The organism is Nocardioides limicola, assembly GCF_016827675.1.
Lineage (GTDB): Bacteria > Actinomycetota > Actinomycetes > Propionibacteriales > Nocardioidaceae > Nocardioides > Nocardioides limicola.
In genome coordinates this window covers 69,128-82,737 of the sequence record NZ_JAERJA010000003.1, presented here as the reverse complement: position 1 = coordinate 82,737, position 13,610 = coordinate 69,128, and the positions used below count along the sequence as shown (strand labels likewise).

Here is a 13,610-nt window from a genome sequence, read left to right as displayed (position 1 = left end):
ACTCACGATGCGCGGTGCGCGCGGGCTGAGATGAACTGCTCCAGGTCGGTCACGGCGACGACAAGGTCAGTCGGACCCCCGGTCACCCGCGCCTCGATCCACTCCCGCATCAGGGTGGTGGCGGGCACGCCGCTGCCTCACACATGACGCAGCGTCAGGTCGTCAGGTACACCTTCCGTAGCGGTGACCGGACCTCCCAGGTGGTCCGCTCACCGGCATGAAGCCGGACCAGACGACCCGGCGTCAGGTCGAGCCGTTCGCCGTCGGCGAAGGTCACCGTCGCCTCGCCCGCGAGGACCAGGAAGTACTCGTCGGCCTCCACATCGCGGACCGTGCCCTCGGTGAGTGACCACACGCCGACCTCGACGCCGGCCAGGTCGCCGACCACCGCGGCCGCCGCCTGCGGGGCGCCGGCGAGGACGTCGTCGGGGTCCAGAGGGAGGGGCTGCAGCGGCAGCCGGTGCACGTCGACCCCCCGGTCGCTGGTGGTGCTCATCGGACGTGCACGTCGCCGAGCTTGAGCGCGGTGTCCAGCACGTCCAGGGCCTCTCGGGCGTCCTCGGCGGAGGTGTTGCACGGCGGCACCAGATGGATCCGGTTGAAGTTCGCGAACGGCAGCACCCCGCCGGCCTTCAACGCGGCCAGGATCTCGTTCATCTCCGGGCTGGAGCCGCCGTAGGGAGCCAACGGCTCCTTGGTGACCCGGTCCCGGACCAGTTCGACGGCCCAGAACGCGCCCAGGCCCCGCACGTCACCCACACACGGGTGCCGCTCGGCCAGTGCGGCCAGGCCCGGGCCGAACACCTCGGCGCCCAGCGTCGCCGCCTGCTCGATGATCCGCTCCTCGCGCATCACCTCGATGGTGGCCACCGCGGCCGCCGCGGCCAGCGGATGCCCGGAGTAGGTAAGACCGCCCGGGTAGGGACGCTCGGCGAAGGTGTCATAGATCGCCCCGGAGATGATCACCCCGCCCAGTGGCACATAGCCGGAGGTGACCCCCTTGGCGAAGGTGATCAGGTCCGGAGTGACGCCGTAGTGGTCCAGCGCCAGCCAGGCCCCGGTCCGGCCGAAGCCGGCCATCACCTCGTCGAGCACGAACACGATCCCGTGCTCGTCGCACAGCTCCCGCACCCCGGCCAGGTAGCCGTCCGGGTAGGGCATGATCCCGGCGGTGCCGGGCACCGTCTCCAGCACGATCGCGGCGATCGTGCCCGGCCCCTCCAGCTCGACGGTACGACGCAGATGCCGCAGCGCCCGCTCGCACTCCTCGGCCTCGGTGGTCGCGTCGAACTCGGAACGGTAGAGGAACGGCCCGAAGAACTTCACCGCGCCGGCCGACCCGTGGTCGCTGGGCCAGCGACGCGGGTCACCGGTCAGGTTGATCGCGGTCTGGGTGCCGCCGTGGTAGGAGCGGTACTGCGAGAGCACCTTGATCCGCCCGGTGTGCAGCCTGGCCATCCGCACCGCATGCTCGATCGCCTCGGCCCCGCCGTTGGTGAAGAAGACGTGCTCCAAGCCGTCGGGTGCCAAATCGGCGATCAGCCGGGCCGCCTCCGACCGGGCCGCGTTGGCGTGCTGCGGTGCGATGGTGCACAGCAGGCCCGCCTGCTCCTGGATCGCCGCGACCACCTTCGGGTGCTGGTGGCCGATGTTGGTGTAGACCAGTTGCGAGGAGCAGTCCAGATAGCGGCGCCCCTCCCCGTCGTACACGTGACTGCCCTCGGCCCGGGTGATCACCATCGGGTCCAGGGTCGCCTGCGCCGACCAGGAGTGGAAGACATGCGCCCGGTCCAGCTCCCAGGTCCGGCGTGCGTCGTCGTGCATCTGTTGGCTCCTCAGTGGTTCTTGGGGAAGGCGAGCTCGAGGCCGCTGGTGGGTCGGGTGGCCGGGTCGCCCCAGCGGGAGGTGACCACCTTGCCGCGGGTGAAGAAGTGCACGCCCTCGGTGCCGTGCGCATGGCTGTCGCCGAAGAGTGAGTTCTTCCAGCCGCCGAAGGAGTAGTAGGCCATCGGCACCGGGATCGGCACGTTGACGCCGATCATGCCGACCTCCACGTCGTGCTCGAACTTGCGGGCCGCGCCGCCGCTGGCGGTGAAGATCGCCACCCCGTTGCCGTACGGGTTGGCATTGACCAGGGCCACGGCCTCGTCGTAGGAGTCCACCCGAAGCACCGAGAGCACCGGCCCGAAGATCTCGTCGGTGTAGACGCTCATCTCCGGAGTGACCTGGTCGAGCAGGGTGGGGCCCAGCCAGAAGCCGTCGGCGGCGCCGTCGGGGCGCACCTCGCGGCCGTCCACCACCACCTTCGCTCCGGCGGCCTCGCCGGCGGCGACGTAGCCGGCCACCTTGTCCCGATGCTCGCGGGTGACCAGCGGCCCCATGTCGGTGCCGCGGGTGCCGTCACCGGTGCGCAGGGTGCGGGTCCGGTCGGCGATCTTGGCGACCAGGTCGTCGGCGATCGGGCCGACGGTGACCAGCGCACTGATCGCCATGCACCGCTCCCCGGCGGAGCCGAAGCCGGCGCTCACCGCCTGGTCGGCGGCGTGGTCGAGGTCGGCGTCGGGCAGCACCACCATGTGGTTCTTGGCGCCGCCCAGCGCCTGCACCCGCTTGCCGCCCTGGCTGCCGCGCTCGTAGACGTAGCGGGCGATCGGGGTGGAGCCGACGAAGGAGATCGCCTTCACATCGGGGGAGTCGATCAGCGCGTCGACGGCGACCTTGTCGCCCTGGAGCACGTTGAAGACACCGTCGGGCAGGCCGGCCTCCCGCCACAACCGCGCCATCCACAGCGCCGCGGTGGGGTCCTTCTCGCTCGGCTTGAGGACGACGGTGTTGCCGGCGGCGATGGCGATCGGGAAGAACCACATCGGCACCATCGCCGGGAAGTTGAACGGGCTGATGATGCCGACCACGCCCAGCGGCTGCCGCTTGGAGTGCACGTCGACGCCGGTGGAGACGTCCTCGGAGTAGCCGCCCTTGAGCAGGTGCGGGATGCCGCAGGCGAAGTCGACCACCTCGAGCCCGCGGGAGACCTCGCCGAGGGCGTCGTCGAGGACCTTGCCGTGCTCGGCGGTGATGATCGCCGCGAGCTCCTCCTTGCGGGCGTCGAGCAGGTGCCGGAACGCGAAGACGATCTGGGTACGCCGGGCCAGCGAGGTGTTGGCCCAGGCGGTGGCGGCCGCGCGGGCCGCACCGATCACATGCTCGGCGTCGCTGGTGTCGGCCAGCGCCACCCGGCCGGTGACGGCACCGGTGGCCGGGTTGGTGACATCGGCGGTGCGGCCACTGCGGCCGGCGTACGCCGTGCCAGCGGCCCAGTGGGTGATGAGGGCGGGGGAGGTCTGCGACATGCCTCCACTGTGGCGGCTCCCCCTACTCGACGGCCAGCGACAGAATGTATGGCTCTCGGACGATCTGACGACAAAGTGTCGGCTAGGCTCGGAGCATGGCCCTGACTCTGCGCGACCTGCTCGCCAGCGACCCGGTCCGCCGGGGGCGCCCGCTGGTGATGACCGGTGGCGATCACCTGGACCGTCCGATCCGGTGGGTGCACGTGAGCGAGGTGGCCGAGGTTCCCGGGCTGCTCTCCGGTGGGGAGCTGATCCTCACCGTGGGCCATCCGCTGACCGGTTCGGGCGCCCAGGTCCGTCGCTATGTGGATGGGTTGGTCGAGGCCGGGGTCTGCGGTCTGGTGGTGGAGCTGGGCGCGGCGCTGCCGGCCATCCCGGCCGCAGTGCTGGACCGCGCGGAGGCCCACGGACTGCCGGTGGTGGCGTTGCGCGACCAGGTCCGGTTCGTGGAGATCACCGAGCTGGCGCACCGGGCGATCGTGGCCGAACAGTTCGCCTTCGTCGACTTCGCCCGATCCACCCACGAGGCGTTCACCCGGCTGAGCCTGGCCGAGGCAGGCGTCCAGGAGATCGTGGACACCGCCGCCGAGCTGTGCGACTCCTCGGTGGTGCTGGAGGACCTGTCCCGGACGGTGCTGGCCTACCGGGCCCGGGGCCGTCCTGCTGCCGGGCTGCTCGCCGACTGGGAGCAGCGGTCCCGGCGGACGCCGTACCTCACCGAGGTCGGACTGGTGGGGGACGAGGGGTGGATGGCCGCGTCGGTGGGCATCGGTCCGCACGCCTGGGGGCGGCTGGTGGTGCCCGACCCCCGCGCCGCGCAGGACCGGCTGGCGATGGTCCTGGAGCGCGCCGCGCAGGCCCTGGAACTGCACCGGATGGCCGAGCGGGACCGCTACGGCCTGGAACTGCAGGCCCAGGCCGGGTTGCTGGTGGAGCTGCTCACCCGGGCCGTGCCCACCGAGGCCGACGCGTCGGCCCGCGCCAGCGCGTTGGGGCTCCCCGTGGCCGCGCGCTACCTGCCGGTGGTCGTGCAGCGGCGCGACAGCGACGGGGTCGATCCGCGGAGCCTTCCCGAGCGGGTTGCGGCCGCCGCCCGCGGCCTGGCCTCACGATCGTTGGTGGGGCAGTTGCGCGCGGGTCAGGTGGGGGTGCTGGTCGCGGTCCCCGCGGCCACTGTCAGGCCCAGTGGCCGGGACAGTGGCCGTGCCGGTGGCCGTGCCGGTGGCCGGGACGTCGAGGACCGGCTGCTGCAGTCCCTGGCCGACGCCCTCCCCGAGGATCACCTGCTCGGTGTCGGCACCCCGGCCCCGACCCTGCTGGCCGCCGGCGCCGGGCTGGCGGCCGCCCAGCACGTCGCCGAGGTCGCCGTCGCGATGCCCGGCCCGGAGCGGGTGCGCCGGGTCACCGACGTCCGGTTGCACGGGCTGATCGCGCTGCTGCACGACGACCCGCGGGTGCAGGCCTTCACCGAGGCAGAGTTGGCGCCACTGCTCGAACACGAGGGCACACACGGCGACGGGCTCATCGACCTGCTGCGGGACTACCTGGCCGTCGGCGGCAACAAGTCCCGGCTCGCCCAGCGCGCGCACCGCAGCCGGTCCGCGGTCTATGCCCGGCTGGACCGGTTGGAGCGGCTGCTCGGGGTGAGCCTGGACGACCCGGCGTCAGTGCTGTCGCTGGGCGTGGCGATGCTGGCCCACGATCACAGCAACCGGGTGCGTCGTACTGCGCGCTGAGGTCCGTTGCTGGTCCCTCGCCCGGCACGCATGATGGAGGTGTGCGCGGCGTACTGCTCGATCTCGACGGAGTCTTCTACGTAGGAGACCGGGTGGTGCCCGGTGCCGTCGAGACGGCTGCGTGGCTGAACGATCAGGGCATCGCGCACCGGTTCGTCACCAACACCAGCTCCAGGCCGCGATCCGCGATCGTGGCCAAGCTGACCGGCCTAGGCATTGACGTCACGGAGGAGGAGATCCTCACCCCTGCGGTGGCTGCGGTGGCCTGGCTGCGGCAGCGGGGCCTCGAGCGGCCGGCCACATTCGTGCCGGAAGCGACGATGGCCGAGTTCGCCGACCTGGATCCGGTGGCGCCTTCCCACGCCGACACCCCCGACGGCGTCGGTGCCGTGGTGATCGGCGATCTGGCTGAGCAGTGGAACTACGCGACCTTGAACCAGGCGCTGCGACTGCTGATGAACGACCAGGCGCCGCCGCTGTTGGCTCTGGGGATGACCCGCTACTGGCGTGCCGAGGACGGCTTGCGGCTGGACGCCGGAGCGTTCGTGCGGGCGTTGGAGTACGCCGCCGACACCGAGGCCGTCGTGCTCGGCAAGCCCGACCGGTCGTTCTTCAGCGCCGCACTCGAGGCACTCGGTGTGGAAGCCGCCGAGACGGCGATGGTCGGCGACGATGTCCGGGTGGATGTGGCCGGAGCGCAGCGGTCTGGGCTGCGAGGTGTGCTGGTGCGCACCGGGAAGTTCTCCCCTGGCGACCTGTTCCGCGAGGAGCGTCCGGACGCGGTCCTGGACTCGATCGCTGACCTGCCTGCCTGGTGGACCTGACGCCACCAGGCAGGCCACGGGTCAACGACGGGTGCCCAGGATCTGCGCAGCGGCGAAGACGGTCACCGTCGCCGCCTGCAGCAGGCACCAGGCCAGGCCGATCCCGGTCAGGCTGAGGAGCCCGGCGGCGGCCGCCACGGAGCCGGCGACCCAGACCAGGTTGAGGTAGCCGATCTCCCGGATGACGACGCGCGGCAGCGGGTCACGGGTGGCGACCGCGGCCAAGGCGACCGCCCAGCCGACGAGAACGACCCCGAGGATCTGGATCAGGGTCGCCGAGGGCCCCAGCAGATCGGAGAGCATCGACGCGGCAACGAGGTAGACCAGCCCGTTGACGCCGGAGACCCCGGCGTCGATCACGACGGCCGGACGGAGCCATGACGGGCTGGTGGTGGAGGTGGACTGGTGTGTGGTGTGTGTCGTGTTCATGGCCGACAGCGTGGCCCCGGCGGCGTCATGGTGTCGATGACGTCTGAGGTCATGGTCTTCGATTCGATGGTGACGGCAGACTGAGGTCCGTGACCAGCACACTCCAAGCCGAGGACCGGGTCGGGCCACTGCTGCGTGAGTGGCGCAGCCGACGCCGACGCAGCCAGCTCGACGTCTCCGCCGACACCGGGATCTCCACCCGCCACCTGAGCTACGTCGAGACCGGCCGCTCCAAACCGAGCCGGGTGATGGTGTTGCGGCTCGCCGAGCACTACGACGTACCCCTGCGCGAGCGGAACACCCTGCTGCTCGCCGCAGGCTATGCACCGGCCTATCGCGAGCGATCGCTGGCGGACGAGGAGATGGCACCGGTGCGTGGCGCGCTGGAGCAGATCCTCGCCGGCTACGAGCCCTACCCGGCACTGGTGATCGACCGGGGCTGGCACATGCTCCACGCCAACGCCGCGGTGGCTCCGCTGATCGAGGGGGTCGCTCCGGAACTGTTGGAGCCTCCGGTCAACGTGCTGCGGCTGAGCCTGCACCCACACGGGATGAGCCCGCGGATCGTCAACCTCGCCGAGTGGCGCGGCCACCTGATCGACCGGCTGGCGAGGGAGGCGGCGATCACCGGCGACGAGGAGATCGCAGCCCTGGTGCGGGAGCTGCGCGGCTACCCCGGCGGGGAGGAACACCCGCCGCCCGAAGGTCGCGTCGCCGTTCCGTTGCGGGTGCGTTCTGACGCGGGGGAGCTCTGCTTCATCTCCACCGTGACCACCTTCGGCACCGCCGTCGACATTGCGCTGGCCGAACTGAGCATCGAGGCGTTCCTGCCAGCCGACGAGGCCACCGCCCGGATCCTCCGCGGCGACGGATGAGGTCAACTGGCTACCTCTGGGTCGACTCCCGGACCACCAGCCGGGCCGACACCTGCACCGGGTCGGCGTACTCGGCACCGTCGCGGACCACCCCGACCAGGCTCTGCACCGCTGCCGCCCCGGCACTGCGGGGATCGATGTCGACCGCGGTGATCGACGGTGCACAGGCTGCCAGCGACGGGCCGTCGACGTAGGAGGCCAGCGGCAGGTCCTCAGGCACGCTGACCCCGCGACGCTGCAGATGCTGGAGCGCGCCGAGGGCGGCACCGTCGGGGACCACCACCAGGGCGTCAGGCGAACCCCCGAGGGAGACATCGACGGCGGTGCGGATCTGGGACATCTCATAGGCCAACGGCACGTCGATGACCCGGACCTCGGGGTCGGTTCGGCAGGCCCGGCGGATCTCGGCGCCGAAGAAGTTGGTCTGCTCCGGGGCGAGTACGTCGATCCGGTGCGCGCCCGCGGCGCGCAGGTGCGCCAGCAACTCGGTCATCGCGGCGGCGTGGTCCGAATGCACCACCCCGACCGGGGCCGCGTCAGGATGCAGGTCCTGCTCGCAGGTGACCATCGGGATCGGCAGGCTGCGCAGGATCTGTAGCACCGGGTCGTTCACGTCCGGGTCGGAGACGATCAGCCCGTCCAGGTGCAGGGCAGCGAGTTGCTGCGCGTCGTGCCAGGCCGGGATCAGGGTCAGCGCGTACCCGTGTCCCAGCGCCTCCTCGGCGGCCCCGCGGGCCAGGTGCGTGTAGTACTCGAAGCCGACGGTGCGGTCGGGCAGGTAGAGCCCCAGGCTGCCGGAGCGGCCCAGGCGCAGGTTGCGGGCCGCGGCGCTGGCCACGTAGCCGACCGCGTCGGCGGCGGCGCGGACCCGCTGCCTCGTGGCCTCGGTGAGCCGGCCGCGACCGGCCAACGCGTCGGAGACGGTGGTGGTGGAGACGCCCGCCTCCCGGGCCACATCCCTGATGGTGGCGCGTCGTGGCCCGCGATTGGTCGGCATGGGTCCACAACTTACCGCTCAGAAGGCCTTGCAGGAACGTTTCTGCACGTGATTCCATGATCCACGTCACAATCCATCCGAGGAGCACGCCATGCGACTGACGCCGTCCGAGCGGGACCGGCTGCTGATCTTCTCCGCAGCCGAACTGGCCCGCCGTCGCCTGGCCCGCGGCCTGCTGCTCAACGCCCCCGAGGCCGAGGCGCTGATCGCCGACACCGTCTGCGAGGTGGCCCGCGACGGCGGCCGGCACGCCGAGGCAGTGGCCGCAGGGCGCGGCGTACTCACCCGTGCCCAGGCCCTCGACGGCGTGCCCGAACTCGTCGGCGACGTCGCCGTGGAGGCGGTCTTCGATGACGGCACCCGACTGGTGGTGGTCAGCGACCCCTTCGGCCCCGCCGAGCCCCACGACGCCGGCACCCTGACCGCGATGACCTCCACCGAGGCCGCCAGTCTGCCGCCGGGCACCCTGCTGCCGGCCGCCACACCACCACGACCCGATCACCGCGACACCGTCGCCGTCAGGGTCACCAACACCGGCCCGGTGCCGATCAGCGTCACCTCCCACTTCCACTTCTTCGAGGTCAACCGGCGGCTCGCCTTCGACCGCGCCGCCGGCTACGGACGCAGGCTGGCGATCGGCGTCGGCGGCATGGTCCGCTGGGCGCCGGGGGAGACCCGCGAGGTCAACCTGGTGCCGATCGGCGGCGCCCGGATCGCGATCGGCTTCTCCGGCCTCGTCGACGGCCCCCTCGATGCGCCCGGCGCCAAGCAGGCCGCGCTGCAACGGGCCCACGAACGCGGCTACCTCGACACCGAGGCGGCCCAGTCATGAGCGCCCGCTACGGACCCACCGTCGGCGACCGCCTGGTGCTGGGTGACACCGGCCTGGTGGTCGAGGTCGAGCACGACGCCTCGCTGCCCGGCGAGGAGTTCGTGGTCGGCTTCGGGCAGAGCGCCCGCGACGGTATGCACCTGCGCGCCGCCCCGGCCAGCGAGACCTGCGACATCGTGATCTCCAACGCCCTGGTCATCGACCCGATCCTGGGGATCCGCACCGCCTCGGTCGGGATCCGGGCCGGCCGGATCAGCGGCATCGGCCGGGCCGGCAACCCCGACACGCTCGACGACGTCGACGTGGTGGTCGGCACCGGCACCAGCATCATTCCCGGCGAGGGTCTGATCCTCACCGCGGGCGTGATCGACCCGCACGTGCATGTGATGAGCCCGCGGGTCATGGAGGCCTGCCTGGCCAGCGGGGTGACCACCATCATCGGCCAGGAGTTCGGGCCGGTCTGGGGGGTCGGGGTCAACTCGCCCTGGGCGCTGGAGCGTGCCTTCGCCGCCTTCGACGCCTGGCCGATCAACGTCGGGTTCCTGGCCCGCGGGTCCGCGTCCCGGGCGTCGGCGTTGGAGGAGGCCCTGGTCGAGGGCGCCGCCTGCGGCTTCAAGGTCCACGAGGACCTCGGCGCGCACGCCCGGGCCCTGGACACCGCGCTGACCGTGGCCGAGGAGTACGACGTCCAGGTCGCCCTGCACTCGGACGGTCTCAACGAGTCGCTGCACGTCTCCGACACCCTGGCAGTGCTGGACGGACGCACCGCGCACGCCTTCCACGTCGAGGGCTGCGGCGGCGGACACGTGCCCGACGTCCTGCAACTGGCCGGCGTACCGAACGTGATCGGCTCCTCCACCAACCCGACCCTGCCGTTCGGCCGGGACGCGGCCGCCGAACACCTGGCGATGATCCTCGACGTGCACGGCCACACCGGCGACGGAGCCGCGGCGATGATCCGGGCCTCTGAGCGGATCCGGCCCGCCACCATGGCCGCCGAGGACGTGCTGCACGACCTCGGGGTCATCCCGATCACCTCCTCCGACGCCCAAGGGATGGGCCGGGCCGGAGAGACGGTGCGGCGTACCTTCGCGATGGCCGGGAAGATGAAGGTCGAACGCGGCGCCGAGCACGAGCGGCACGACAACGCCCGGGTGCTGCGCTACCTGGCCAAACTGACGATCAACCCCGCGATCACGCACGGGCTTGCCCACGACGTCGGCTCCGTCGAGGTCGGCAAGCGCGCCGACCTGGTGCTGTGGGACCCGCGGCACTTCGGCGCCACCCCCGACCTGGTGCTCAAGTCCGGCTTCCCGGCCTGGGGCGTCACCGGCGACCCCAACGCCGCCATCGAACGCGCCCAACCGTTGGTGATCGGCCCTCAGTACGGCGGTCACGGCGCGGCCCCGGCCGAGATCTCGGTCGCCTACGTCAGCGCCGCCGCAGCCGCCACCGGCAACGACGACCTGCCGACCCGCCGACTCCGGGTCGCCGTGCGGGACACCCGAGGCATCGGGCTGGCCGACATGGTGCGCAACGACCGGGTCGCCGACGTCGTCGTCCACCCCGAGTCCGCGTCGGTGTCGATGGACGGCGAACCCCTCAGCAGTGCCCCGGCAGAGCGGGTCAGTCTGACCCGCCGCTATTTCCTCTGAATCCTGCCCCTGAACCGCGCGAAAGGCCCCGCATCGTGTCCACCGCTCGCCTCGACGGCCACGCCTCCGACCCACGCCCGCCCAGCGGCGCGCCCGCCGACTGGGTGATCCGCGGTGGCCGGGTCTTCACCGAAGACCCCGGCCACAGCGACGCGATCGCGGTCCGCGGCGGCCGGATCGTCGCGCTCGGGTCCAAGGCGGTGTCCTCGGTGACCGGGCCGGCCACCGAGGTGCTCGATGCGGCCGGTGGCCTGGTGGTCCCCGGCTTCATCGACGCGCACGTGCACGCCCCGTTCGCCGGCCACAACCTGCTGAGGGTCTGGCTCAACGACGACGAGGGACTGCCCGCCTACCAGGCGCGGGTCGCTGCGTACGCCGCCGCGCATCCCGACACCGAGTGGATCGTCGGCGGCGGCTGGGCGATGGAGCATTTCCCCGGCGGCACCCCGCGCAAGGAGGACCTCGACGCGATCGTGCCCGACCGGCCGGTGTTCGTGTTCAACCGTGACGTGCACGGTGCCTGGGTCAACTCCCGCGCCCTGGAGATCGCCGGCATCGACAAGCACACCCCCGACCCCGGCGACGGACGGATCGAACGAGACCCGGTCACCGGCGAACCCACCGGCACCCTGCACGAGGGAGCGGCGTACTCGTTCAACGAGCGGCTGCTGCCGCTGCCCACCCAGGCCGACTGGGAGGCCGCGATCCTCACCGCCCAACGGCACCTGCACTCCCTCGGCATCACCGGCTGGCAGGACGCGTGGGTGACCCCGGCGACGCTGGCCGCCTACCGCAGCCTGGCCGAGTCCGGCGGACTCACCGCCCGAGTGGTCGGCGCGCTGTGGTGGGACCGGCACCGCGGAGTGGAGCAGATCGGCGAGTTCGAGGAGCAACGAGCCAACGGCGCGGCCGGGTCGTTCCACCCCACCACGGTCAAGATCATGACCGACGGGGTGATGGAGAACTACACCGGCGCGCTGCTGGAGCCCTACTGCGACGGCTGCGGCGGCCACACCGACAACGCCGGACTCGACTTCGTCGACGCCGAGACCCTCGCCGAGGCGGTCACCGCACTGGATGCGCGTGGCTTCCAGGTGCACATGCACGCGATCGGGGACCGGGCCGCCCGGCACGCCCTGGACGCCGTCGCTCGGGCCCGCGCCGTCAACGGCGCTTCGGACCACCGGCACCACATTGCGCACCTGCAGCTGGTGCAGCCATCCGACCTGCCGAGGTTCGCCGAGTTGGGCGTCGTCGCCAACCTGCAGGCCTACTGGGCCCAGGCCGACGCCCAGATGACCGAGTTGACGGTGCCGTTCCTGGGGGAGGAGCGGTCCCGGCTGCAGTTCCCGTTCGGGGCGCTGCACCGGCACGGCGCCCGACTGGCGATGGGCAGTGACTGGGCGGTCAGCACCGCCGACCCACTCGCCCAGATCGAGGTCGCGGTCCGTCGTGCCGACCCCGGAGCACGGGAATCGGAGCCCTTCCTGATCGAGCAGGCACTGCCCCTGGAGGTGGCCCTGCGCGCCTTCACCGCCGGGTCGGCGTACGTCAACCACGACGACGAGGCCGGCGAGCTGCGGGTCGGTGCCCGCGCCGACCTGGCCGTCCTCGACCACGACCTGTTCGGCGACGACGCCGTGCTGCCCGCTGATGCGGCGGTCCGGCTCACCATGGCCGCCGGCCGCATCGTCCACCAGTCCTGACGCGGCTCGGCGGCTCCGGGGCCGCCAGCCAGAATCAGCACCCCGGCGGCCCCGCTGCAGCCCGACTCAGCCGGCGAGCACCGCCTCCAGGCTGACCGCGGCGATCCCGTGCGCCTCACCGACGGGGGCGTTGGTGAGGGCACCGTCGTGGGTGTTCAGTCCGAGGGCGAGCGGGTGGTCGTCCCGACAGGCCTGCGCCCAGCCCTTGTCGGCCAGCGCCACGGCGTACGGGATGGTGACATTGGTCAGCGCGTACGTCGAGGTGTGCGGCACCGCGCCGGGCATGTTCGCCACGCAGTAGAAGACCGAGCCGTGCACCGGGTAGGTGGGGTCGGCGTGGGTCGTGGGCCTGGAGTCCTCGAAGCAGCCGCCCTGGTCGATGGAGATGTCGACCAGCACCGAGCCGGGCTTCATCCGGGAGACCAGCTCGTTGGAGATCAACGTCGGCGCCTTGGCGCCGGCGACCAGCACCGCACCGATCACCAGGTCGGCGTCGATCACCGCGCGCTCGATCTCATACGCGTTCGAGGCCACCGTCTGCACGTGGCCCTGGTAGATCCGGTCCGCGGCCCGCAGCACGTCGATGTTGCGGTCCAGCAGCAGCACCTCGGCCTCCATCCCGAGCGCGATCGCGGCCGCGTTCATGCCGGCCACGCCGCCGCCGATCACGACCACCTTGGCTGCGTACACCCCCGACACTCCACCGAGCAGGACACCGCGGCCCCCCTGGGCGCGCATCAGGTGATGGGCGCCAGCCTGCGGGGCGAGCCGGCCGGCCACCTCGCTCATCGGCGCCAGCAGCGGCAGCGCCCCGTTGGGGGTCTGCACGGTCTCGTAGGCGATCGAGGTGACCTTGCGCTTCATCAGCTCCTCGGTCAGCGGCTTGTCGGCCGCCAGGTGCAGGTAGGTGAACAGCACCTGCCCCTCACGCATCCGGTGGTACTCCTCGGCGATCGGCTCCTTGACCTTGAGGATCATCTCGCCGGTGGCCCACACCTCGTCGGCGGTCGGCAGCACCTTGGCGCCGGCGGCGAGGTACTCCTCGTCGGTGATCGAGGAGCCGAGTCCGGCCCCGGCCTCGACCACCACGTCGTGGCCGTGCAACACCAGTTCGTGCACTCCGGCAGGGGTGATCGCCACCCGGTACTCGTGGTTCTTGACTTCCTTCGGCACGCCGACCTTCATCGACCTACTCCTTCTGCGCAT

Annotated in this window: 13 protein-coding genes; 6 read left to right on the top strand and 7 right to left on the bottom strand. The window is 71.8% G+C overall.

Annotated elements, in window-relative coordinates; all coding sequences use genetic code 11:
* Positions 1-2: 2 nt before the first annotated feature.
* From JKG67_RS18855 to JKG67_RS07575, 4 genes are read right to left on the bottom strand one after another with little or no spacing between them, the layout of a single operon-like run.
* Complete coding sequence (locus JKG67_RS18855; RefSeq protein WP_275403311.1) at positions 3-128, bottom strand: hypothetical protein; 126 nt, start codon at positions 126-128, stop codon at positions 3-5.
* 26 nt (positions 129-154) lie between these two features.
* Positions 155-496: a cupin domain-containing protein gene (locus JKG67_RS07585; protein WP_203336697.1), complete on the bottom strand. Its 342-nt coding sequence runs from the start codon at positions 494-496 to the stop codon at positions 155-157.
* Complete coding sequence (locus JKG67_RS07580; RefSeq protein WP_203336696.1) at positions 493-1,824, bottom strand: aspartate aminotransferase family protein; 1,332 nt, start codon at positions 1,822-1,824, stop codon at positions 493-495. Before JKG67_RS07580 ends, JKG67_RS07585 begins: the two co-directional genes overlap by 4 nt.
* 11 nt (positions 1,825-1,835) lie before the next feature.
* Positions 1,836-3,350, bottom strand: coding sequence for a CoA-acylating methylmalonate-semialdehyde dehydrogenase (locus tag JKG67_RS07575; RefSeq protein ID WP_203336695.1), 1,515 nt, complete (start codon positions 3,348-3,350; stop codon positions 1,836-1,838).
* A gap of 95 nt (positions 3,351-3,445) precedes the next feature.
* Between JKG67_RS07575 and JKG67_RS07570 the strand changes: the two genes are divergently transcribed.
* Together JKG67_RS07570 and JKG67_RS07565 are read left to right on the top strand one after the other, a co-directional pair.
* A complete protein-coding gene (locus JKG67_RS07570) occupies positions 3,446-5,086 on the top strand; it encodes a PucR family transcriptional regulator (protein ID WP_203336694.1) in 1,641 nt (546 codons plus the stop codon).
* Positions 5,087-5,127: 41 nt separating this feature from the next.
* The gene (locus tag JKG67_RS07565) at positions 5,128-5,910 is read left to right on the top strand and encodes a TIGR01458 family HAD-type hydrolase (protein ID WP_203336693.1); all 783 of its coding nucleotides are present in this window, start codon (positions 5,128-5,130) and stop codon (positions 5,908-5,910) included.
* Positions 5,911-5,931: 21 nt separating this feature from the next.
* Here the strand turns inward: JKG67_RS07565 and JKG67_RS07560 are convergent, their stop codons facing one another.
* Positions 5,932-6,339: a hypothetical protein gene (locus JKG67_RS07560; RefSeq protein WP_203336692.1), complete on the bottom strand. Its 408-nt coding sequence runs from the start codon at positions 6,337-6,339 to the stop codon at positions 5,932-5,934.
* 89 nt (positions 6,340-6,428) lie between these two features.
* Here JKG67_RS07560 and JKG67_RS07555 point away from each other — a divergent pair, with 89 nt between their 5' ends.
* Entirely contained in the window at positions 6,429-7,214 is a 786-nt protein-coding gene (locus JKG67_RS07555; RefSeq protein ID WP_203336691.1) for a helix-turn-helix domain-containing protein, read from the top strand.
* A gap of 10 nt (positions 7,215-7,224) precedes the next feature.
* Here JKG67_RS07555 and JKG67_RS07550 read toward each other — a convergent pair whose 3' ends face one another.
* Positions 7,225-8,211: a LacI family DNA-binding transcriptional regulator gene (locus JKG67_RS07550; RefSeq protein ID WP_203336690.1), complete on the bottom strand. Its 987-nt coding sequence runs from the start codon at positions 8,209-8,211 to the stop codon at positions 7,225-7,227.
* Between the two features lie 91 nt (positions 8,212-8,302).
* On the opposite strand from JKG67_RS07550, the gene ureA reads away from it, so the two are divergent.
* From ureA to JKG67_RS07535, 3 genes are read left to right on the top strand one after another with little or no spacing between them, the layout of a single operon-like run.
* Complete coding sequence (gene ureA, locus JKG67_RS07545; RefSeq protein WP_203336689.1) at positions 8,303-9,043, top strand: urease subunit gamma; 741 nt, start codon at positions 8,303-8,305, stop codon at positions 9,041-9,043.
* Positions 9,040-10,698: an urease subunit alpha gene (locus tag JKG67_RS07540; RefSeq protein WP_203336688.1), complete on the top strand. Its 1,659-nt coding sequence runs from the start codon at positions 9,040-9,042 to the stop codon at positions 10,696-10,698. The genes ureA and JKG67_RS07540 overlap by 4 nt, the downstream gene beginning before the upstream one ends.
* Positions 10,699-10,733: 35 nt before the next feature.
* Positions 10,734-12,404 (top strand): amidohydrolase, encoded by a 1,671-nt coding sequence (locus tag JKG67_RS07535; protein WP_203336687.1) that lies wholly within the window; start codon positions 10,734-10,736, stop codon positions 12,402-12,404.
* A gap of 66 nt (positions 12,405-12,470) precedes the next feature.
* Here the strand turns inward: JKG67_RS07535 and ald are convergent, their stop codons facing one another.
* Positions 12,471-13,589, bottom strand: coding sequence for an alanine dehydrogenase (gene ald, locus JKG67_RS07530; protein WP_203336686.1), 1,119 nt, complete (start codon positions 13,587-13,589; stop codon positions 12,471-12,473).
* Positions 13,590-13,610 lie beyond the last annotated feature (21 nt).